The organism is Mycobacterium sp. NPDC004974, assembly GCF_053600815.1.
Genome location: NZ_JBSGAQ010000001.1, coordinates 664,371 through 684,818 on the forward strand (window position 1 = coordinate 664,371; position 20,448 = coordinate 684,818).

The following is a 20,448-nucleotide window of genomic DNA, read 5'->3' on the forward strand; positions in this document are numbered from 1 at the left end:
TCGACACGGGTGGAATTACCTTGACATCAACATCGAACAGATGTTCGATTGGAGTGTGCGTTGGGATGGGCAAGCGGTCGGAGTCGACGACGGTGCATTGCCCGGCCTGCAGCGGGTCGGTTTGGTCCGTAGCGTCCGCTCGCCGCAGTTCGAGGGGATGACCTTCCATGAGGTGCTGTGCAAATCGGCCCTCAACAAGGTGCCGGCCGCATCCGCACTGCCGTTCCGCTTCACCGTCAACGGCTACCGCGGCTGCAGTCATGCATGTCGCTACTGCTTCGCCCGGCCCACCCACGAGTACCTGGACCTCGATTCCGGCTCGGATTTCGACTCGCAGGTGGTCGTCAAGACCAACGTCGCCGAAGTGCTCCGCCGCGAACTGCGTCGCCCGTCCTGGAACCGGGAGACGGTCGCACTGGGCACCAATACCGACCCGTATCAGCGGGCCGAGGGCCGCTACGCGCTGATGCCCGGGATCATCGCGGCGCTCGCGGATTCCGGCACGCCGTTCTCCATCCTCACCAAGGGCACACTGCTGCGCCGGGACCTGAGTTTGATCGCCGACGCGTCCGACCGGGTGCCGGTGAGTGTGGCGGTGTCGCTGGCGGTCGGCGATGAAGATCTGCACCGCGACGTCGAACCCGGAACACCCTCGCCGCAAGCGCGCCTCGGCTTGATCTCGGCGATCCGTGAGGCGGGCCTGGACTGCCACGTCATGGTCGCCCCGGTGTTGCCGTACCTGACCGACTCCGTCGAGCATCTCGACGCGTTGCTGGGCCGGATCGCGGCGGCCGGTGCGAGCGGGGTGACCGTTTTCGGTCTGCATCTGCGTGGTTCGACACGGGGCTGGTTCATGGATTGGTTGGGACGCGCGCGTCCTGATCTGGTCGGTGAGTACCAGCGGCTGTATCGGCGTGGGGCATACCTGCCCGCGGACTACCGCGACATGCTGCGGGCCCGGGTCCGGCCTTTGGTCGCCAGGCATGGGTTGACGGGCGCACCGCGGGTTGTCGACGCCGGTTCGGCTACGACTGCCGCGTCGCCCGTGCAGCCGACGCTGTTCTGAGCCGGTGTTCGTCAGTGGTCACCACGAGTGGGGCCCGACCTGGTGGGTCAGTGCCTCCAAGGCGGGTGCGGCTTTCTGTAGCGCGCTGAGCTGACTTTTCGGGATGGCGTCGAGTGCTGCCGAGACTGTCGCTGCAATCGCGTTCTCGATCTGGTCGCGCTCGCGAAGGGCCCGGGGCGTGGGGGAGAGCAGGTAAACGCGCCGGTCGTTGTCGGCGACCCGTTTGCCGACCAGCCCGCGTTCGGTCAATGCACGGATCGCGGTGCTCACGTTGCTGGTCTGCATCGACAGGGAGTCGGCGACCTCGGACACGCTGCGGTCCGGTTGCTCCATGATCGAGCGCAGTACTGCGAGTTCAGATGCCGGAAGTGGATCCACTCCGACCTGGGCCGGGCCCAACCGTGCGATCCGCCAAGACAGGTCGTGCAGCACGAGTGCGAGTTCGCGGAGTCGGCCACCGTCGGCGGGAGGCGAAGTGTCGTCCATAGCACCCTTCAATACTTATGGGTCAATAAGTATATTGATATAAATAATCTTAACGCTCAAATATTGAAGTAAGGGGCACATGGCCTTTCGATCGGCAACTCCGGCCACCACGCCACCTTCAGTGGCACTGATCATCGTTCTGGCGTTACTCACCGCCGTGACACCGTTCTCGGTCGACATGTACATGTCGGCGTTTCCGGGCATGGCAGACGAGTTCGGGACGTCGGCGTCGATGATTCAGCTGACCCTGACCACCTTTTTGGTGGGCCTGGCGGTAGGGCAGTTGTTCATCGGCCAACTCTCCGATCGGCTCGGGCGGCGCAGTCCGATGCTGATCGGCGTCGTCGCCTGCCTGACGGCCAGTGTGTTGTGCGCGTTCAGCCCGTCGGTCCAGGTTCTGATCGCGTTGCGGTTCGTGCAGGGATTCGCCGGTGCCGCGGGGGTGGTCATCGCCCGGGCGATCATCACCGACCGCACCCGCGGTTCCCAGGCAGCGCAGCTGTATTCGGTGATGATGGTCATCGGGGTGCTGGCGCCGATCCTGGCGCCCGTGCTCGGCGGTCAGGTGGTCGCCGGCCTGGGCTGGCGCGCGGTGTTCTTCGCACTCGCGGGGTTGAACCTGCTGATGCTGATCGGTGCATTCTTCCTGGCAGGAGAATCGCTGCCCGTCGAGAATCGCCGTCCCGCCGGAATCAACGCCTTTGCCCGAAACGCTGTTTCGGTGCTCGGCAATCGCCGCTTCATGGGCTACACGCTTACCCTCGGCTTCGCCGCGGCGGCGATGTTCTCCTATATCTCGGCCTCGCCGTTCGTGCTCCAGAACATCATCGGTATGTCGCCTCGGGCCTACTCGCTCACATTCGGCGCCTGCGCCCTGGCGGTAGCCGTGTCGGGTGTGGTGTCGGCCCGGCTGGTTCGTACCGTCTCGCCACGCAAGCTTCTGCTGTGCGGTGTCTCGGCCATGGTCATCGTCACGCTGCTGATGCTGCTCAATGTCACAGTCGGTGGGGTGTTGCCATCGGTGACCGTGGCCCTGATGGCCGGCTTCATGGCTACCGTCGGCTTCACCTTCGCCAACGCGACCACGCTGGCGATCGGGGAGGTCCGGTACGCGGCCGGAACCGGCTCGGCGATCATCGGATTCGTGCAATACGGCCTCGGCGCCGTGGCGTCGCCCTTGGTAGGTCTGGCCGGTGAGCACAGCGCGGTGCCGATGGGGACGCTGATGTTCAGCTGTGCCGCACTGGCCGCGACGGCGTTGTTCGTGTTGACCCGCGGGCATGCTCCTGGCGGTGAAAGCGACTGGGATGACCGCGAAGTCGAGTCAGTCGTTCCCGAGGCCGTAGCCAGCTCCACGAACTAGCCGGCGAGCCCGCGAACGAAGTCCGCGATGGCCGCACCGATCTCGTCGGGGCTGTCCTCCTGAATGAAATGCGAACCGGAAACTGTCACCTCGGCCTGATTCGGCCAGGCCCGGACGAATTCACGGACGCGCCCGCGCATGATGGCGCCGGGTTCGGCGTTGACGAAGAGTTTGGGGACGTCGCTGGTCTTGAGCCAGTTGCCGTAGTCCTCGACGATCGCGACGACGTCGGCGGGCTCGCCGTCGACCGGGATGTTGCGTGGCCACGAGAGCGTAGGCCGGCGGTCTTCACCTGGCGCGCGGAACGGCGCGCGGTAGTGGTCCATCTCCTCGTCGGTCAGTGTGCGCCGGATCGCTCCGGGGAGTACACCTTCGACAAACATGTTCTGTTCCAAGACCATTGACTCACCGTTGGGGGAGCGGAAACCCTGGAAGACCTCCCGCACCGGGTCGGGCCAGTCCGCCCACGTCATCGGCGACGCGATGGCCTCCATGTAGGCGATCCCGGCCACGCGGTCGCGATGCTGATTGGCCCAGTCGAACCCCAGTGCCGATCCCCAGTCGTGCAGGACGAGCACCACACGGTCTCCCAGATCCAGTGAGTCCCAGAGCTTGAACAGGTAATCGCGTTGCTCCGCATAGTGGTAGCGGTCCGGCCCGGAATCGTCGAGCTTGTCGGAGCCGCCCATGCCGATCAGGTCGCACGCCACCAGCCGGCCGAGGCCTTCCAGGTGGGGCATCACGTTGCGCCACAGGTACGACGAGGTGGGATTGCCGTGCTGGAACACGATGGCCGAAGCGGCCGCGGCGTCACCCTCGTCGACGTAGGCCATCTGCTTACCGTTGATTTCCTTGTACTGCAGCTTTCCGTACGGTTCAGCGCTGACCATGACGTTCTCCTCAATGTGGTTGGTCTTCGGCAACTTTGGCGGCGGCGGCCCGAGCGCTACGTAAGATGCGCGCGGAGAATTCAGGGTCGGCGACCGCCCGGGACAGGGTCATGCCGCCGACGCAGACTGCCATCAGCGCGATGGCCTCGTCGAACCGTTCGTCGTCGGTGTCGTCGCCGCAGATCGCGGACAGCGACGTGCGGAGCTCGCGTTCGTACGCGGCACGAAATTCGTCGGATCCACGAGCTGCCTCGGAGCCCAAGGTGGCGAAGGCGCAGCTGGTCGCCAGGTCGTCGCGATGTGCCGGAGTGAGATAGCGCTTGGCCAGGCCACTCAGGCGGGCTCGCCAGGATTCACCGTGTGACGGCTTGATCCAGCGCGGGCGACCGGTGCCGATGGCATGGGCGAAGGCCGCACCCGCAAGCTCGTCCTTGGTGCTGAAGTGGGAGTAGAAGGCGCCATGGGTGAGCCCGGCATCGCGCATCACTGCGGCGATGCCCGCACCGGTCAGTCCCTCTTCGCGCAGCCTGCGTGCGGCGGCATCGAGGATCCGGTCCTGAGACTCCTGCTTGCTGTCGGCACGCTTCGTCGCTGGATTTCGCATGATAGACATCATGCTAATCGCATGATGCCTATCATGGGAAGTGTCTTCTTGGAGAGACTGCCTAGTGCTCCAGCGCCCTGGCGCAGTTGGTGAGGATGCCGCGGAAATTCCACGGGAGCAGCCGTGAGCTGATGGCCTCCATCGCCTTACCGCCGGCGCGTGCGGGGTGGGTGTAGCTCGTCGTCCAGTCGATGTGCGTACCGTCGCCGCGGGGTGCGAAAGTCAGTGTGCCGCCGTCGTGATCGAACGGCGGGAAAGACCCGATGATCAGATACGAGTAACTGTTCGGGCGGTCGTAGGCCGTGATCTCCTCCCGAAACCACATACCGGCTCCGGTCACCGCCCGTACGGCCCCCACGGCGGGTTCCGACGAACCCGCCGCCCACCGGGACCGGAGCACCAGCGGTGCGGTGGCCAGACCCGCTGGGTCGGCCATCCAGTCGAAGACCTGCTCGAGCGGTGCTGCGATCACTCGTTCCAAATGAATGGTGGGCATCGGGATTCCCCCTGCGTTGACTGGTCCCCACCGTACGCGGCAAACCTGTCGACACGACCGTGCCTCAGTGCTGAAGGACGGTCAGCTCTTGTTGCGCCTGACCTCATTGAACGGCACGCCGCGGTCGGCCGCGTGTTCGCGTGGGAAGCCCAGGATCCGCTCGCCGATCACATTGCGTGCCATCTCCGAACTGCCGCCGCCCAACGACCCTGTCTGGCGAGACAGGTAGCGGACCCCGATGTCGAGCAGGCCGGGGACATCTGCCGAACCTTCGTCGATCACACCTGCTGTGCCTGCGATGGCCAACGCGGTGTCGACCTCGAGTTCGGTGGTCTCGGCGTGGAACAGCCGGATCAGGGTGCCCGCGTTGGGTGGCAGCGAGCCGTTGGCGATGGCGCTGCCGACGTGGTCGATGAGTTGTTTCTTGACGATGCGCCGCACCAGGGCACGGCCTGCCAGGTCCTGGACCCGGGCGTCGTCACCCTGCCCGGTGGCCTCGGCGAGTGCGATGTGATCCGGCGGCATCTCGTTCGCGTTCTCGGCGCCGGTCCCGCTGGCGAACTCGGATCCGCCCCCGACAGCGCGACGTTCGTGGTGCAGCTGGCGCGAGGCCACCGTCCAGCCGTCGTTGACCTCGCCCACCACGGCGTCCGCGGGAAGTTCCAGGTTGTCGAAGAACTCCTCGCAGAACTCCTCGTTACCGTTCACCTCGGTGATGCGGCGCATCGTGATACCCGGAGCGTTCAGCGGCACCAGGAACATCGTCAGGCCCTCGTGTTTGGGCACGGTCCAATCGGTGCGGGCCAGCATCAACCCGTAGTCGGCGGCAAATGCACTGGTGCTCCAGGTCTTGGCGCCGTTGATGATCCACGTGTCGCCCTTGAGCTCTGCGCGGGTGATCACACCGGCCAGGTCCGACCCGCCGCTGGGCTCGGACAACAATTGGCAGAGCACCTCGTCACCGCGGATCGCGGCTGAAATGCGCTCGCGCTTCTGCTTTTCGCTGCCCATGTCGAGAATCGTCGCGCCGCAGATGGTGAACGAGGGAGTGTTGAGGATCAGCGGCATCTCATACGCGGTGCACTCGTCGTTGAACGCCTTCTGGTACGCGTAATCCAGTCCCAGGCCGCCGTACTCGCGCGGAAAGCAGATGCCCGCGAATCCACCTTCGTAGAGGCGCTTCTGCAGTTCCTTTGCGCGCTCCCAGGATTCGGTTTCGGCACGCACCGAGAACGGAGGGTTGTCCGGATCGATGGACGGCATGTTCTCGGCCAGCCAGGTCCGGGCGCGCAGGGCGAATTCTTCGACAGACTCAGTCGTGGCGGTCGTGCTCACGGTGTCGGTCATGCCCCAACCTCCTCGGCTGCGCGGGTCTTGCGGCTCAGCGCGTACACCGCGCGATGGTGGTCTTCGGGTGAGCCGTACATGGCCCGGTACAGGGAGACCCTGCGCAGGTACAGATGCAGGTCGTGTTCCCAGGTCACGCCGATGCCGCCGTGTAATTGCACGCAGTCCTGCAGCATCACTGGAGCACGTTCGGCCACATAGGCTTTCGCGACGCTGACGAGCTTCGGTGCGTCCGGGGAACGTTCGGCCACCGCGGCCACCGCGCCAGCCGTGGTGGCGCGCGCGGCTTCGAACCACATCTTCATGTCGGCCGCGCGATGCTTGAGGGCCTGGTACGAGGCCAACGGGCGACCGAAGCTGTGCCGGTCGACGAGCCACTGATTGGTCATCGTGAGCACCGCGTCGAGGATTCCGACGATCTCGGCGCACTGCAGCAGCAGGGCCACCTGGCGTTGGCGTTCGATGATGGCCGGCGTCTGCTCGGCGGACCCCACCGCGGCGGATTCGCCGACCTCGACGCCGTCGAATTGCACTCGGGCGTAACGCTTGACCAGGTCCACCGACTTCTGCGGGGTGACCGTGACCCCGGCCGTATCGGTGGGCACGGCGAACTGCCGGATCTGCCCGTCGCACACGGCCACCACCAGTACCGTGCCGCTCTGGTCGCCGGCTTCGACGCGGTCCTTGACACCGTCGATCCGGTACCCCGATGCGGTGCGGGTTGCCGTGGTGCCGATGCCGGTGGCGGACTGCAGGGCCCCGAACGGCCGGTTGGGCTCATAGGCCGCCCAGGACGCCACGGTCTCGCCGGACACCAGGGCCTCGATCAATTCCTCATGTCCGCTGGGTGCTTCGACCAGGCCGGCCAGCACGATGCTGACCGGGTGCAACGGGCCGGGCGCCACCGTGCGGCCGGCCTGCTCGGCGAGCAGCGCCAGGTCGGTGACGCCGTCCCCGGACGGGCTGCCGCCGCCGAGCTCCTCGGGCACCAGCAGGCTGGCCCAACCCAATTCCGCTGCGCGGCCCCACCACTGGGAGTCGAACGCGACTCCCTCGGCGTGCAGCTGGCGCACGCGGGTCAGCGGCACCTCCTTTTCCAGGAAGGCCTGCGCGGTGGAGGTGAACAGCATCTGTTCGGGATTTGCCACATCGGTCATAAAGTCGGCCCAGCTTCTTGGGTGTGAGGAGGACTGGATCAGTTCAGGACGAGCGCCGGGACATCGGGCCGGTACACCTTCTTGTTCTCGACCTTGAACAGGTCGACCAGGTTGCCGCCCATGACCTTTCGGACACCCTCTTCGTCGAGGCCATGTGCCTGCAGGTCGTCGACCAGGTTGATCGGATCGGCCAGCCCCTCGGGGTGTGGCCAGTCGGATCCGAAGATGATGCGGTCGATACCGCACAGGTCGGCCATCTTCTTGAAATCGTCCTCCCAGAACGGGGCGACGTAGATGGCACGCTTGAAGGCCTCGACCGGGTCCTCGGGGAACTCCTGCGGCATCTTCGAGTAGACGTCCTTGAATTGGTAGAACAGGTACGGCACCCAGGAGGCGCCGTTCTCCACCGACAGGATGCGCAGATCCGGATTGCGGGTCAGGGCACCGTGACAGACCAGTGCGGCCATGGTGTCCTCGATCGGCCGCTTGCCCATCGCGACCATCCGGAACGAGGTCGGCTTGAAGGGCGTGAACTCCTCGGCCGGTTCCCAATCGTTGAGGTACTGGGAATAACCGCTGTCGGAGGCGTGCATGCACACCGGGATGCCGGCTTTGACGCAGGCGTCCCAGAACGGATCGAATTCGGGCAGACCCAGCGAACGGCTGCCGCGGTAGCCGGGCACCGGCGCGGGCCTGACCAACACGGTCTTGGCGCCGCGTTCCAGACACCACTCGAGTTCCTCCAGCGCACGGTCGACGACGCCGAGGTTGATGACCGGTGTCGAGAAGATCCGGCCCTCGTAGTTGAACTGCCAGGTCTCGTACATCCACTCGTTGAGCGCGTGAATGATGTCGAGGATCAGGTCCGGATCGTCCTTCAGGCGCTCCTCGACCAGGCTGGCCAACGTCGGGAACATGATCGTGTAGTCCAGGCCGAGGCTGTCCAGAACCTCAAGGCGCGCTTCGGGATTGCGGAAGGCGGGGATCGCCTTCATGGGCTTGCCCATCACCTCGCGGTAACTCTTGCCGCCGCTGCCGTGACGGAAGTACTCCTCCTGGGCGCCGGGCCGGGCGACGACCTCGAACGTGGGGTTCGGGATGTAGTCACTGATGTGGTTGCGCACCACGATCTTCGTGCGGCCGTGCACATCGATGTAGTCGATGACGCCCTTGCGGTGCTCGGGCAGGAATTTGGTGAGCGCTTCCTTGGGCTCATAGAAGTGGTTGTCGGCGTCGAACACCGGATAGGGAAGCTCGCGTGACGGCATGTTCGCCTCCTGGAAGAGTCTTGTTTTCGAAACTGGTAATGACGTTACCACGTGATGACCAGCGGCGACGAGCCCATTCGGGCGATCGCTCAAAATCGCGTAAAAGCGCTGGTCAGTTGACAGATTCGGGTGCCAGTAGGCCGCGCACGCAGAACTCGTAGATGTGCTCGCCGTCGATCGGCGTTCCGTTGAGTTCCACGCCGAGTGAACGCAGGCGCATCGCACCCAGCACGGACTGCATGATCAGGGCCGCGGTGCTCTGGACGTCAATATCGGAACGGAAGGCTCCCGAGTCCATTCCGCGTCGCAGGATGTCGCCGATGAGCTCGTGCAACGGCGCCAGCACCCGGGCGTACTCACGGGGCAACGACTCGGCGAGATGGTCGTTGTAGAAGGTCAGGCCGCGGTTGATGCTGTCCTGGGTGCTCGACGACGCAGGGGTGGTGATGCGCTCGATGAGCGACCGCAGTGCTTCGGGTCCGGGCAGTCCGTCGGTGTCGGCGCGCCAGCGCTGTGTGGACTCGGCCATGATCTTGTCAATGAGGGCCAGCAGCAGCTCGTCTTTGGTGGAAAAGTGCTGGTAGAACGACCTCAATGAGGTCTTGGAGCGTTCCACGACCTCCAGCACGGTGAAGTCGGTGCGTCCCGTCTCGCCCAGGATGGCCAGCGCCGATTTCATGAAGCGGCGGGCCCGGTCCGCCTGCGCCTCGGCGCGTGCGCCGTCGGACGGTCGTTCGGCCGGCCTGACCATTGCGCCATCACCTCCGTCATGCTGCACTTGCGAGAATGACGTTACCGGTTCTGTAGAAGCAATAGGCGGCTTGTGATCACTGTGTTGGATCGACTGCGGGCGGAGCAGCGATGTGAGTGAGTGGTTCCTGTTCCTGCCCCAGGTACGGCTGGACGTCGATGACGTCGTGGAGCGTGCGCGGGTGGCCGAGGCGAGTGGATTCGACGGCATCGCGTTCATCGACCATCTGGAAGCCCCGGGCGCGACGCACCAGAACATCTGGGAGGCAATGACTGTCGCCACGTGGGTGGCGGCCCGCACCGAGCGGCTCCAGATCGGCCACCTGGTGCTGTGCGACGCCTTCCGGCATCCGGCAGTGCTGGCCAAACAGGCCGTCACGTTGTCGGCAGCCAGCGGCGGCCGGTTCGAGCTCGGCCTGGGCTCAGGTTCGTGGCCGCAGGAGTTCGAGCGGTTCGGTTTCGAGACCGGTGACGCCGCGGCGCGGGTACGCAGGCTCGGTGAGAATCTGCGGCTGCTGCACCAGTACTGGGACGGCGACGACGAACGAGCGCAGACGCCGCGGCCGGCCCGTCGAATTCCATTGGTACTGGGCGGAACCGGCAAGCGCATGATGGAACTGGTACGGACTCATGCCGACTGGTGGAATATTCCGTCGCATCAGCTCGATCGACTGCCCACATTGCTGCCGACGGTGGGCTCGGCGCGGGTCTCGCTACAGCAGATGGTCGGCTTCGTGGGTCGAGACGCCGACCGCTCGACGGTGACCGACCGCAGCACCCGGTTGTTCGGGCACCTCGGCGACGGGCTGGTGTGCGGTGACGCTGCCGAACTCACCGCCCATTTCGCCGGGCTGTCGGCCCAGGGGGTCGAACGCTTCTACGTGTGGTTCGCCGATTTCGCGGCACCCCAAACTATTTCGGAATTCGCCGAGACAGTCATCAACGCATGAAAGGAACAAGGACGATGACAGCCGAACCAAAAGAGGCCGAGCCGGCGCAGTGGACGCTGCAGATGCTGCTCGACCTGTTCGACGCCGAACCGGCGGGGGAGAACCGCTTCACCGTGCAGACCGGCATCGCCGGTGTCGACGAGCGTCAGGTGGTGGAAGGAACCCAGATCGTGGGTGCAGCCATCGTCGCAGCGGCCAAACGGTTTCCGGACAAGTCGATTCGCTCGGTGCACGCGGTGTTCGCCCGCGCGGTGATGGTCGGACCGCCGGTGGAACTCGACATCGATGTGATCAGCGAAGGCCGGTCCACGGCCACCGCGGTGGTCGCCGCGTCGCAGAACGGCAAGCGCTGCATCACCATCACGGTGTTCACCGATGTGCCGTCCGGTGACGTGATCCGCCATCACCTGCCGCGGCCCGAGGTCGCGGGCCCGGCCGATTCGAACGTCTCGCACATGCCGATGATCGGCCGCGAGCTTCGGCTCGTCGACGTGGTGGACGTGAACAGCCCCGACGAGGTCGGTCCCCCCGAGCTGTACGCCTGGCTGCACTATGACCCGGTGCCGGCCCGTGACGATCTGGCCAAGGCGCTGATCGCGTACTTCACTGGGCACCTGGGTATTTCGACCACCATGCGGGCCCACGAGGGCATCGGTACCGCCCAGGCTCATCTCACCGTCTCGACCGCGCCGATGACTGTCACGGTGAGTTTCCACGAGCCGGTCCGCTGGGACGGCTGGCTGCTCTACAGCCACGAGAGCACCCAGGTCGGCTCGGGCATGTCGTACGTGCGCGGCGCGGTGCACACCGAAGAGGGTGAGCTCATCGCGTCGTTCAGCCAGGACGCGCTGATCCGGCCGCTGCGCACCACCGATACCACCATCTCGGCCCACTCGCGGCTGTAGACCGGCGCCGCCGCTCAGATCTTGAGATACCCCTTGTCTGCCGGGATCTGGGCGGCGGTGACCAATGCCGAGGCATCACTGGCCAGCCACACGACGATGTCGGAGATGTTGTCCGGTGCGATGAGCGAATCCGTCGGCAGCGCGCCGGGGGAGAAGCTGTGGATGTAGTTCGGATGGTCCTGCAGCACTTTGTACATCGACAGGTCGTTGCCCATCGGGGTGTCGGTGCCGTAGGGGTGGACCGAGTTCACCCGGATACCGAACTCGCCCAGCTCGACAGCGAGTGAATTGGTGAGCCCGACGACACCGAACTTGCTGGCGCAGTAGTGCGCACAGCCGGGAACGGCCTTGATCCCCGCGGCCGAGCTGATCGCGATGATCGAACCGCCGTTGCCCGCTTCGATCATCGGAGGCACCACCGCCTGCACGGTGTGGAAGAGCCCGGTGAGATTCACATCGATGATGTCCTGCCACTGCTGTGCCGGAATCTCCCACAACCGGCCCCAGTTGAGCACACCGGCATTGGCGACGACGATGTCGAGCCGGCCGAACTGTTCGACCGCATCGGCCACCAGGCGGCGTTGGCCCTCGGCGTCGCGCACATCGACCTCGCGGGCCAGGATCTTGCGTCCCTCACCCTCGACCAGTGCCACGGTCTCGGCGAGCTCCTCCGGGGTGGCGGCGGCATACCCGTTGTGCTCGGCGACCGGCGCGCAGGCGTCCAGCGCGACGATGTCGGCGCCGGCGCGGGCCAGCCGCACACAATGCGAGCGGCCCTGCCCACGGGCGGCACCGGTGACGTAGGCAACGCGCCCGGCCAGTGGGGTATCGGTGTTGCTCATGCGGATTGCTCCTCGGGTAGGGCGGTGACGCGGACATTGGTGAACTCGTAGTCGGACAGCGGGGAGTGCCGGGCGAACTGCCGGGATCCGGTGATGGTCTGCGGCCGGTAGTACGGGGTTTCGTTCTGGGAGTTGACGAAATAGGTGTTCAGGCCCGATGCCGCGGTGTAGTACAGGTACGCGACGCGGCCGTCGCGACGCATCCGCTCGTTCCACAGGTTGAACGCGTCCTGGCTGACGGCGGCGACCTGAGCGCCGCGGTGGCGGGTCTCATCGATGATCCGCACGGCGTGTGCGGCGACCGTCTCGACATAGTCCAGCCAGGCGAATCCGACGAAACCGAGCGGGCCGACGATCTCCCAGCGGTTGGGCAGGCGCGGGTGGGCCGTGCCCGCGTAGCTCTGCAGGCCGTGCGCCCGGTAGTACTGGGCGAGGTCGAAACCGCATGCGCCCAGGATCGTGTCCGGGCGGTAGGTCTCCGGGTCGATCCAGAGTTCGTAGCCGGTGGCCAGCACCAGCAGGTCGGCCGGGTGGTCGACGCCGTCGGCGGTGCGAATCCCGGTTGTGGTGATCCGCTCGATCGGTGTGGTGATCAGGTTGGTGTTCGGATTGTTCAGCGCGGGCAGGAATGCGCTTGAGATCACCGGCCGCTTGGCCAAGATGCCGTAGCGCGGCACCAACTCTCGCCGGGTCGCCGGGTCGTCGACGACAGCGCGCAGCAGCAGCTTGTACAGCAGCCGGGACCAGCCATCGTAGAGCGGCATGAAGCGGCGCAACCATTTGTCCGGCAGCCGGGAGAACACGTGGATGATGGGTGCCACCATGAAGATGTCCATGGCGAGCCGGCCCGCCGCATTGACGGCTGGGACCACTCCGGGCAGCCGGAACAACCGGCGCATCCGCGGCGAGATGTCGAAGTCGACCTTCGGCAGCACCCAGGCCGGAGTGCGCTGGTAGACATCGAGATTGGCGGCCTCCGCGGACAGGGCGCCGGTGATCTGGACGCCGGATGATCCGGTCCCGATCACGGCGATGCGCTTGCCGCTGGTGTCATAGCTGTCGTCCCAGGCGTTGGGGCGCAGGATGGTTCCGGTGAAGTCTTCGACACCCTCGATGTCGACAGTGTTCTTGGCGTTGACGTATCCGCCGACGGAACTGACCAGGAACCGTGCGGTCACCGGCGCTCCGTCGCGGATCTCCAATCGCCACAAGCCGTGTGTGTCGTCCCACTGCTGGCGGATCACCTCGGAGTTGGGGCGCAGGTGTTCGTAGAGTCCGAGATGGGCGGCGGTGTCCTGCAGATAACGGCCGATTTCCGGGCCGGGCGCGAAGAACCTGCTCCAGTTCGGGTTGGGGGCGAACGACAGCTGGTACCACAGGGTGGGGATGTCGACGGCCAGGCCGGGGTAGTGGTTGTCGCGCCAGGTGCCGCCGAAGTCGTTGCCGCGTTCGATGATGACGAAGTCGCGGATACCCTTCTGGCGCAACATGTGTGCTGTGGCGATGCCACCGGGGCCGGCGCCGATGATCGCCACCTCGTAATCGGGCGTGCTCATTACTGCCTTCCGGTCAGGCCGACGACGATGTGGTCGGACACGAATCGTTTCACCGCACGTGGACTGTCGAGGTTCACGCCGATGGGTGGGAGAAGTTCGAAGCTCATCAGCATTCGCACGATCCACTCGCTGGCCCGGGCCGGTGCGATGTCGGCACCGACCTCGCCGCGCTCCTGGGCCGCGCGCACCCGCGGCTTCCACAGCTCGATCGAGCGCCGCATCAAGTCGTCGCCGGTATTGCGCAGCAGCAACACCACGATGCTCTCGTTGAATCCGCTGGCGATGACCGAGTCGGATTGCTGCCGGTGCGCGCAGATGACCCCCGCCGCGGCGGCGACCTGACCGGTCAGGCAGGTCTCGTGCTCCAGCGCGGCGGCGACGGTCTCGATGAATGCCGTCGTCAGGTGATCGAGCGCGACCTTGATGGCGTTGTCGCGGCTGCCGAGCGCGTTGTGCACGGTGCCGCGGGATACGCCGGCAGCCTCAGCTACTGCGGTAAGGCTGAATTGCCTTGGGCCCAAATGCCTCAGGGTCTCCGCGGTGGCAACGAGCAGTGCGGGTGACACGGTTCGCTCGGGCTCGGACATTTGAACACATTAACGAGATGTGTTCAATCTGGTCAATGGCTGAGCGCGGTGGAACTCACATCTCCGCGACGTCGTGCGCGTGGTGGACGATGTCGTGCAGGTGGTAGATCGCGATCGTCGCGACGGTGAACTCGCTGCCATTGCTGCGCAACCCGCGGCGCGACCAGGCGTCGGCCGGCACGCGATCGTAGGTGTCGGCGACCACCCCGGCCGCCTCGAACAGCTCGGTCGCGACGGTCCCCGGGTCCTGCGACCCGTAGTCGTCGGCGATCGCGGTGGCATCCTGATCCCAGTTGGGGAAGTGCGGATCGTGCTCGGTCAGCATCAACTGCACCCGGTGCTCGAAGATCCGGTGCACGTCACGGATATGGCAGCCGTATTCCAGAATCGACCAGCGGTCCGCACGAGCCCGGACACCTACCCCGGGGCGGTGCAGGCGGGACACCCACAGTGCGGCATCGTCGCGGATCCGGCCGGCCACCTCGCTCCGGTGCACCACCGTCGGGTCGAACCCGCACTCAGGGCAGCAGCGGGACAGTACCCAGGTCCAGTCCTTGTTGTCGGGTTCCAGTGCGGGGTCCATGACCCCAGTGTCCGCTACCGGTCAGCCGGACGACAACGCCGATCTGAGCACATCGAGTGGCAGTCCACCCAGATCGAGTGCGCGGCTGTGGAATTCCCGCAACGACGATCCCCGGCGCAGGGTCTCGTCGCGCAGTTCGTGCCAGATCCGCTGCCCGATGGCGTACGACGGTGCCTGCCCCGGCCAGCCCAGATAGCGATCCAGCTCGAAGCGCAGGTTCTCCTCGGCCATGGCCGAATGTGAGGTCAGGAAGTTCCATGCCCGCTCGGCGTCCCACACCTCACCGTCGGGCGCGGTCAGGCCGCAGTGCACACCGATGTCGAGGACCACCCGGGCCGCGCGGAATCGTTGCGCGTCAAGCATTCCCATCCGGTCGCCGGCATCGTCGAGCCAGCCGAGCTCGGCCATCAACCGCTCGGCGTACAGGGCCCAGCCCTCACCGTGGCCCGACACCCAACAACCCAGCCGCCGCCACCGGTTGAGCCGATCGGCCAGGGCCACCGCGCGGCCGATCTGCAGATGGTGGCCGGGGACGCCTTCGTGGAAGACCGTGGTCGTTTCCTGCCAGGTGTGGAATCGCTCGACCCCGGGCGGTACCGACCACCACATGCGCCCGGGGCGCGACCAGTCCTCGGACGGCCCGGTGTAGTAGATGCCGCCGGTCTGGGTCGGCGCGATCCGGCACTCAAGCGTGCGAAGCGGCCCCTCGATGTCGAAGTGGGTGCCGGCCAGTGATTCCACCGCGCGATCGGAGAGCTGCTGCATCCAGGCCTGCAGGGCGTCCGTACCGCTGATGACGTATCGCGGCTCCTCGTCGAGCCGGCGCAGCGTCTCGGCGACCGTGGCACCCGGATAGAGCTGTTGGGCGATCGATTCCTGCTCGGCCACAACGGCATCGAGCAACCCCAAACCCCACTCGTAGGCTTCGTCGAGATCGACGGAGGTACCCAGGAACAACCGCGACATGAGCCCGTAGGCGTCGCGCCCGCAGGCGTCGGATTGACGGGCCCGCGGGGCGATCTCCTCGCGCAGCGCATCGCCCAATTGCCGGTAGGCGTCGGCCGCGGCGTCGCTGCGCTGCTGCAACTCCGCCTGAAGTCGCGGGGTTGTCGGCGCCGCGCCGGTGCACATCTCGGCGAACAACTGGGCGATCTGGCGGGACTGGGTGACCCCGCGGGTGACCTGGCGCAGGGCGGGGGCGTGGCCGGTGCCGGACGCTTCGCGTAATGCGTCCGCATAACCTGCGGCCCGCTCGGGTACTTTCGCCAACCTCGCGGCGATCAGCGCCCAATCATCCTCGGTATCGGTGGGCATCAGGTCGAATACGTCACGCATGGTCTGCAGCGGCGACGCGATGACGTTGAGCTCGCCCAGGTCCAGGCCGGCATCGTGCACGTCGACGATCGCGCCGAGGCGCTCGCGCAGTGCGGCCACGGTGACCACGTCGACGTCGTCGACGGGTTCGATCCCATCGAGCTCCCGCAAGGTGGCACGGGCCGCCTCGGCGCGTGCCGTCACTCCCTGCGGGGAGTAGTCGGTGACGTCGTCGTCGTGTCCGGTGATACCCAGTTCTGTTGCTGCGCACGGGTCGAGGCGCGCATAGGTGTCCAGGTAGCGCTCGGCTACCGCGTCGACGGGGGTGGTGGCCCTAGCCAAGGTTGTTCGCGGCGAAGGTGTCGCACTTATTCGGATCACCGGTCTGGTATCCGATGGTGAACCACTTCTGGCGTTGCTCGGAGGAACCGTGGGTCCAGGCCTCGGGGTTGATCCGGCCGGTGGCCTGCTTCTGGATCCGGTCGTCGCCCACCGAGGAGGCCGCCGACAACGCGTCGGTGATGTCCTTGTCGCTCAGCGGTTCCAGGAACGGCACGTCGGTGCCCTCCTGCCGGGTGATCGACGCGTAGTGCGCCCACACGCCGGCGTAACAGTCGGCCTGCAGTTCGGTGCGCACGCCCGCGCCCGTGGCGCCCTCAGGGTCACGCTGGGCCCGGCCGAGAACCCCCAGGAGGTCCTGCACGTGGTGACCGAACTCGTGGGCTACCACGTACTCCTGCGCGAGCGGGCCTCCGCTGGAACCGAACTGGTCGACGAGCACCTGGAAGAAGTCGGTGTCGAAGTAGGCCGTCTTGTCCACCGGGCAGTAGAACGGCCCGACGTCACTGGTGGCCGGACCGCAGCCGGTCTGGACCTGACCCTTGAACAGTCGCACGTGCGGGCGGGTGTAGCCCTTGAGCAGTTGCTGCCACACGCCGTCCACGGAGTTACCGGTGGCGACCACGCGGCATTCGACCTTCGAGTTGGCGTCGGCGCCGGTCTTGCACTGGCTCAGATCGAATCCCTCGCCCCCGGCGCCGCTGGTGTCGATTTGCTGCTGTTGTTGAGGCATCACGGTGCCGGGGTCCACACCGAGGAACAACGCGAGCACCACGATCAACAGACCGCCCATCCCTCCACCGATCGCGATGCCACGGCCGGGGCCACGGCCACCGCCGGTACTGGAGGTGGTGCTCGTGTCGATCTGCATACCCTCGTTGAAGGTCATCGCGTCACTCCATCGCATTCGCCGGTAGGTGCGTGCTCAACAGCCCGTTCAGCTTGCCACATTAGGATTCACACGTGTCCGTCGTTGCGGAACATGCGACCATCGCCCACACCTCGCTGGGGCGGCTACGCGGCACCCGCGAAAGCGGGGTCAGCGTATGGCGGGGTGTCGAGTACGCCCAGCAGCCCATCGGCGCGCTGCGGTTCCTGGCGCCGCGGCCCGTGGTGCCCTGGACCGGGGTGCGCGACGCCGTCGAGCACGGCCCGTTGCCGCCACAAGGGCGTTCGTTCGTCGGGGGAGGCCGCGACGACCCCAAGGTCCGCGACGAGGCTTGCCTGACGGTCACGGTGTGGTCGCCCGATACGGGTGGATCGCTGCCGGTGATGGTGTGGATCCCCGGCGGGGCGTTCGTCTACGGCGCCGGCCAGTTGCAGCTGTACAACGGCTCGCGGCTGGCAGCCAACGGCAACGTGGTCGTCGTCAATGTCACGTATCGGCTCGGCGTGTTCGGCGGATTCGAGCTCGGTGACCTGGGCGAGGGATTCGACGACAATCTGTGCCTGCGCGACCAGATCGCCGCGCTGCAGTGGGTGCGCGACAACATCGCGGCATTCGGCGGCGATCCCGAACAGGTGACGGTGTTCGGTGAATCGGCCGGGGCCACATCGGTGTTGGCGCTGTTGGCCAGCCCGGCGGCCGACGGTCTGTTTGCCCGGGCCATCGCCCAGAGTCCGGCGCTGCCGCTGATCGCCGATCGCGAAGACCGGGCCCGCCAGTCGCGGCGTTTCATGCAACTGCTCGGGGTGGGCGCCGAGGCGCTCAAGGTGCTGCCGCAGCGTCAGTTGCGCCGCGCGGCCGGTCAGCTACAGCTCGAGAGTGCGCAGCAGACACCGACGTTGGCCTACGGGCTGACCCACGGTGTCGACCTGCTGCCGCTGCACCCGACCGAAGCCGCACGTGCGGGCGCGGTGTCCGCGGTGCCGTTGATCATCGGCACCAACAGCCACGAGGCATCGATGTTCGCCTGGGGTAAGCCGCCGATGTTGCCGACGACGTTGGCCGGTGTCGAGGACTATCTGCGCCGCCGAACCCCGCACGATCGCGATCGGGTATTGGCCGCCTATCCGGATCTCCCGCGCCGCCGGGCGTTGATCGCGTTCGGCTCCGACGTCATGTTCGGGGCGCCGACCTGGGCGTTCGCCGATGCCTACAGTGGGCACGCACCGACTCACGTGTACCGGTTCGACCACACCACCTGGACGTTGAAGGTATTGGGCCTTGGCGCCACCCACGGCAGCGAGATCGTGCACATCCAGCACAGCTATGGGTCGTATCTGGGGCGCAAGCTGCATCCGCTGGGCCGGCGCGTCCAGCCGTCGGTGGGTCGGCGGATGCAACGCACCTGGCTGGATTTCGCCCGGGCCGAGGTCGCCGATTGGCCGGAGTACGACGTCGAGCAGCGCCTGACCCGGGTGATCCGTTCCACGCGCGACGAGACCGTCGCCGATCCCGACGTGGCGCGACGCGTGGCGTGGGAAGGGCTCGGCTGACGCCCTACTTGCCGTACCGCTCGTTGCTGTAACGGCGCAGGTTGTACAGGAACCGCTGGAAGAGCCATGCCATCACCGGCTGACCCATGGTCATGCCGAGCCGCCCGGCGAGCCCGCTGGGCTTCATCGCCATCACCCAGGTCAGGTGGCAGCCGTCGGCCGTCTCCACGACGCGGTAGTCCTCGGCAAACGCCGAAATTGCGTTCGAGGTGCTGGTGTTGAAGCGGAAAGCCATGTGGGAGAAGGGTTCCCACGCCAGGAACTCCTCATCGCCGGTGATGTGCCCGCGCATCGTGACCGTGCGGGTGGTGCCGACACCACGGGGTTCGGGGCTGGTCCATTCCACATTGGTGATGACGGTGGCCCACTGTGGCCAGGAGGTCGCGTCGCTGAGTACCTCGAACAGCTGCTCGGGCGTGATGGCGAGGTCGACGGTGCTGACGAAGCGGAACGGCGCACGGTCGATGAAGTCCAACTCGACGCGTTCACACTCATAGGTCCGGGCCATGACCAGACACCCTAGGGGAGAGTGTCTAGTGGCGGGTCAGCCCGGCCCGTCGCCGGCTGCGGCCAGCAGTGGGACGACGACATCGCTGATCGGGGTGGGCAGGCCGTACGCCGCCGCCTTGCGGGCGATGACACCGTTGCGGATATCCCACTCCAGAGGTCGGCCGGCCTGGTGGTCGGTCAGCATCGAGGTGGTCAGGTCCTCCGGCGCCGCGGCCAGCATGCCGACGATCTCGTCGACCACCTCGTCACCCAGGCCGGCGCCATCGGCGCGGGCCACGGCCAGGCACTCGGTCAGATAGCGCCGCGCCAGCACGGCCACGTCGTCACGGCGGAACATCCCCGCGCGCCGGTCGGCCAGCACCATGAACCCGACCACGGCGTTGACCAGCAGCTTGCGCCAGGCCGCGCTGCGGAAATCTGGATCGCGTTCGACGACGATCCCGGTGCCGCGCACCGTGTCGGCCACGGTCGCCGCCGCCGGGGTGTCCGGCAGCACCAACCGGGCCTCGCTGCGCAACCGCACCCAGCCGCCGGGCTGCATCTCCGATGAGATCCACACCGCTGCCGGCACGACGTGGGCCTCGTCCGTGTACCGGCTGACCTCGGATACCCGCTCGACCTGCTCGACACCGTTCTGCAGCGCGCACACCACGGTTTTCTCGTCGCACAACCGGTCCAGCCAGGCCGCTGCCTGTGCGTTCTGGGTGTCCTTGACAGCGAGAAACACCACGTCGAGCGGGCCGTCGACCGAGGACGGATCGGTGTGCACCGGGCCTGGCACCTGGATGGGATCCCCGTCGTCGGGCCGGACCTCGACGCCGTCGCGTGCGGTCCGTCCACACAGCAGGACGGTCCGGCCGGCGGCGTGTAGCAGCGCGGCGACGGTGGATCCGATGGCGCCCGGGCCGATGACGGCGATGGGGGAGTTCACTGCTGCCAAGTTACCGCCGCAGGCGACTCTCTAGACTGGTCACTCGTCACCACCCGTCTGATCTC

At 66.5% G+C, this 20,448-nt stretch carries 21 protein-coding genes; 5 read left to right on the forward strand and 16 right to left on the reverse strand.

Annotated features, from left to right (window positions below):
• Nucleotides 1-55: 55 nt before the first annotated feature.
• Nucleotides 56-1,066: an Rv2578c family radical SAM protein gene (locus ACWEFV_RS03280; RefSeq protein WP_210115651.1), complete on the forward strand. Its 1,011-nt coding sequence runs from the start codon at nt 56-58 to the stop codon at nt 1,064-1,066.
• Between the two features lie 18 nt (nt 1,067-1,084).
• On the opposite strand, the gene ACWEFV_RS03285 is transcribed toward ACWEFV_RS03280, so the two are convergent.
• Entirely contained in the window at nt 1,085-1,552 is a 468-nt protein-coding gene (locus tag ACWEFV_RS03285) for a MarR family winged helix-turn-helix transcriptional regulator (protein WP_135454011.1), read from the reverse strand.
• Between the two features lie 79 nt (nt 1,553-1,631).
• On the opposite strand from ACWEFV_RS03285, the gene ACWEFV_RS03290 reads away from it, so the two are divergent.
• Nucleotides 1,632-2,915 (forward strand): multidrug effflux MFS transporter, encoded by a 1,284-nt coding sequence (locus ACWEFV_RS03290; RefSeq protein ID WP_450069041.1) that lies wholly within the window; start codon nt 1,632-1,634, stop codon nt 2,913-2,915.
• Here the strand turns inward: ACWEFV_RS03290 and ACWEFV_RS03295 are convergent.
• The 7 genes from ACWEFV_RS03295 to ACWEFV_RS03325 form a co-directional block, all read right to left on the reverse strand.
• Entirely contained in the window at nt 2,912-3,805 is an 894-nt protein-coding gene (locus ACWEFV_RS03295; RefSeq protein ID WP_450069042.1) for a haloalkane dehalogenase, read from the reverse strand. The two genes, ACWEFV_RS03290 and ACWEFV_RS03295, sit on opposite strands and share 4 nt — an antisense overlap.
• A gap of 10 nt (nt 3,806-3,815) precedes the next feature.
• Nucleotides 3,816-4,409, reverse strand: coding sequence for a TetR/AcrR family transcriptional regulator (locus tag ACWEFV_RS03300; RefSeq protein ID WP_167857829.1), 594 nt, complete (start codon nt 4,407-4,409; stop codon nt 3,816-3,818).
• A 61-nt stretch (nt 4,410-4,470) separates the two neighbouring features.
• Nucleotides 4,471-4,905 (reverse strand): SRPBCC family protein, encoded by a 435-nt coding sequence (locus tag ACWEFV_RS03305; protein ID WP_450069043.1) that lies wholly within the window; start codon nt 4,903-4,905, stop codon nt 4,471-4,473.
• 81 nt (nt 4,906-4,986) lie between these two features.
• The gene (locus tag ACWEFV_RS03310; protein WP_450069044.1) at nt 4,987-6,252 is read right to left on the reverse strand and encodes an acyl-CoA dehydrogenase family protein; all 1,266 of its coding nucleotides are present in this window, start codon (nt 6,250-6,252) and stop codon (nt 4,987-4,989) included.
• Nucleotides 6,249-7,409 (reverse strand): acyl-CoA dehydrogenase family protein, encoded by a 1,161-nt coding sequence (locus ACWEFV_RS03315; RefSeq protein WP_450069045.1) that lies wholly within the window; start codon nt 7,407-7,409, stop codon nt 6,249-6,251. The genes ACWEFV_RS03310 and ACWEFV_RS03315 overlap by 4 nt, the downstream gene beginning before the upstream one ends.
• A gap of 38 nt (nt 7,410-7,447) precedes the next feature.
• The gene (locus ACWEFV_RS03320; protein ID WP_135454026.1) at nt 7,448-8,677 is read right to left on the reverse strand and encodes an amidohydrolase family protein; all 1,230 of its coding nucleotides are present in this window, start codon (nt 8,675-8,677) and stop codon (nt 7,448-7,450) included.
• Nucleotides 8,678-8,789: 112 nt separating this feature from the next.
• Complete coding sequence (locus ACWEFV_RS03325; protein ID WP_450069046.1) at nt 8,790-9,428, reverse strand: TetR/AcrR family transcriptional regulator; 639 nt, start codon at nt 9,426-9,428, stop codon at nt 8,790-8,792.
• A gap of 112 nt (nt 9,429-9,540) precedes the next feature.
• Here ACWEFV_RS03325 and ACWEFV_RS03330 point away from each other — a divergent pair, with 112 nt between their 5' ends.
• A complete protein-coding gene (locus tag ACWEFV_RS03330; RefSeq protein ID WP_450069047.1) occupies nt 9,541-10,377 on the forward strand; it encodes an LLM class flavin-dependent oxidoreductase in 837 nt (278 codons plus the stop codon).
• A 14-nt stretch (nt 10,378-10,391) separates the two neighbouring features.
• A complete protein-coding gene (locus ACWEFV_RS03335; protein WP_135454032.1) occupies nt 10,392-11,282 on the forward strand; it encodes an acyl-CoA thioesterase in 891 nt (296 codons plus the stop codon).
• Nucleotides 11,283-11,296: 14 nt separating this feature from the next.
• On the opposite strand, the gene ACWEFV_RS03340 is transcribed toward ACWEFV_RS03335, so the two are convergent.
• From ACWEFV_RS03340 to ypfJ, 6 genes are read right to left on the reverse strand one after another with little or no spacing between them, the layout of a single operon-like run.
• Nucleotides 11,297-12,124 (reverse strand): mycofactocin-coupled SDR family oxidoreductase, encoded by an 828-nt coding sequence (locus ACWEFV_RS03340; protein WP_135454033.1) that lies wholly within the window; start codon nt 12,122-12,124, stop codon nt 11,297-11,299.
• A complete protein-coding gene (locus ACWEFV_RS03345) occupies nt 12,121-13,680 on the reverse strand; it encodes a flavin-containing monooxygenase (protein WP_450069048.1) in 1,560 nt (519 codons plus the stop codon). The genes ACWEFV_RS03340 and ACWEFV_RS03345 overlap by 4 nt, the downstream gene beginning before the upstream one ends.
• Entirely contained in the window at nt 13,680-14,267 is a 588-nt protein-coding gene (locus ACWEFV_RS03350) for a TetR/AcrR family transcriptional regulator (protein ID WP_135454037.1), read from the reverse strand. Before ACWEFV_RS03350 ends, ACWEFV_RS03345 begins: the two co-directional genes overlap by 1 nt.
• A 55-nt stretch (nt 14,268-14,322) precedes the next feature.
• Nucleotides 14,323-14,850 carry a DinB family protein gene (locus ACWEFV_RS03355; protein ID WP_135454039.1) on the reverse strand — a complete coding sequence of 176 codons (528 nt, stop codon included), beginning with the start codon at nt 14,848-14,850 and terminating at the stop codon, nt 14,323-14,325.
• A gap of 21 nt (nt 14,851-14,871) precedes the next feature.
• Nucleotides 14,872-16,506 carry a DUF885 domain-containing protein gene (locus tag ACWEFV_RS03360; protein ID WP_450069049.1) on the reverse strand — a complete coding sequence of 545 codons (1,635 nt, stop codon included), beginning with the start codon at nt 16,504-16,506 and terminating at the stop codon, nt 14,872-14,874.
• Entirely contained in the window at nt 16,499-17,392 is an 894-nt protein-coding gene (gene ypfJ / locus ACWEFV_RS03365) for a KPN_02809 family neutral zinc metallopeptidase (protein ID WP_450069050.1), read from the reverse strand. The genes ACWEFV_RS03360 and ypfJ overlap by 8 nt, the downstream gene beginning before the upstream one ends.
• Nucleotides 17,393-17,466: 74 nt before the next feature.
• On the opposite strand from ypfJ, the gene ACWEFV_RS03370 reads away from it, so the two are divergent.
• Nucleotides 17,467-18,942 carry a carboxylesterase/lipase family protein gene (locus ACWEFV_RS03370; protein WP_450069051.1) on the forward strand — a complete coding sequence of 492 codons (1,476 nt, stop codon included), beginning with the start codon at nt 17,467-17,469 and terminating at the stop codon, nt 18,940-18,942.
• A 4-nt stretch (nt 18,943-18,946) separates the two neighbouring features.
• Here ACWEFV_RS03370 and ACWEFV_RS03375 read toward each other — a convergent pair whose 3' ends face one another.
• Nucleotides 18,947-19,450 (reverse strand): SRPBCC family protein, encoded by a 504-nt coding sequence (locus tag ACWEFV_RS03375; RefSeq protein WP_450069052.1) that lies wholly within the window; start codon nt 19,448-19,450, stop codon nt 18,947-18,949.
• A 36-nt stretch (nt 19,451-19,486) separates the two neighbouring features.
• Nucleotides 19,487-20,383 (reverse strand): oxidoreductase, encoded by an 897-nt coding sequence (locus tag ACWEFV_RS03380; RefSeq protein WP_450069053.1) that lies wholly within the window; start codon nt 20,381-20,383, stop codon nt 19,487-19,489.
• Between the last annotated feature and the right edge of the window lie 65 nt (nt 20,384-20,448).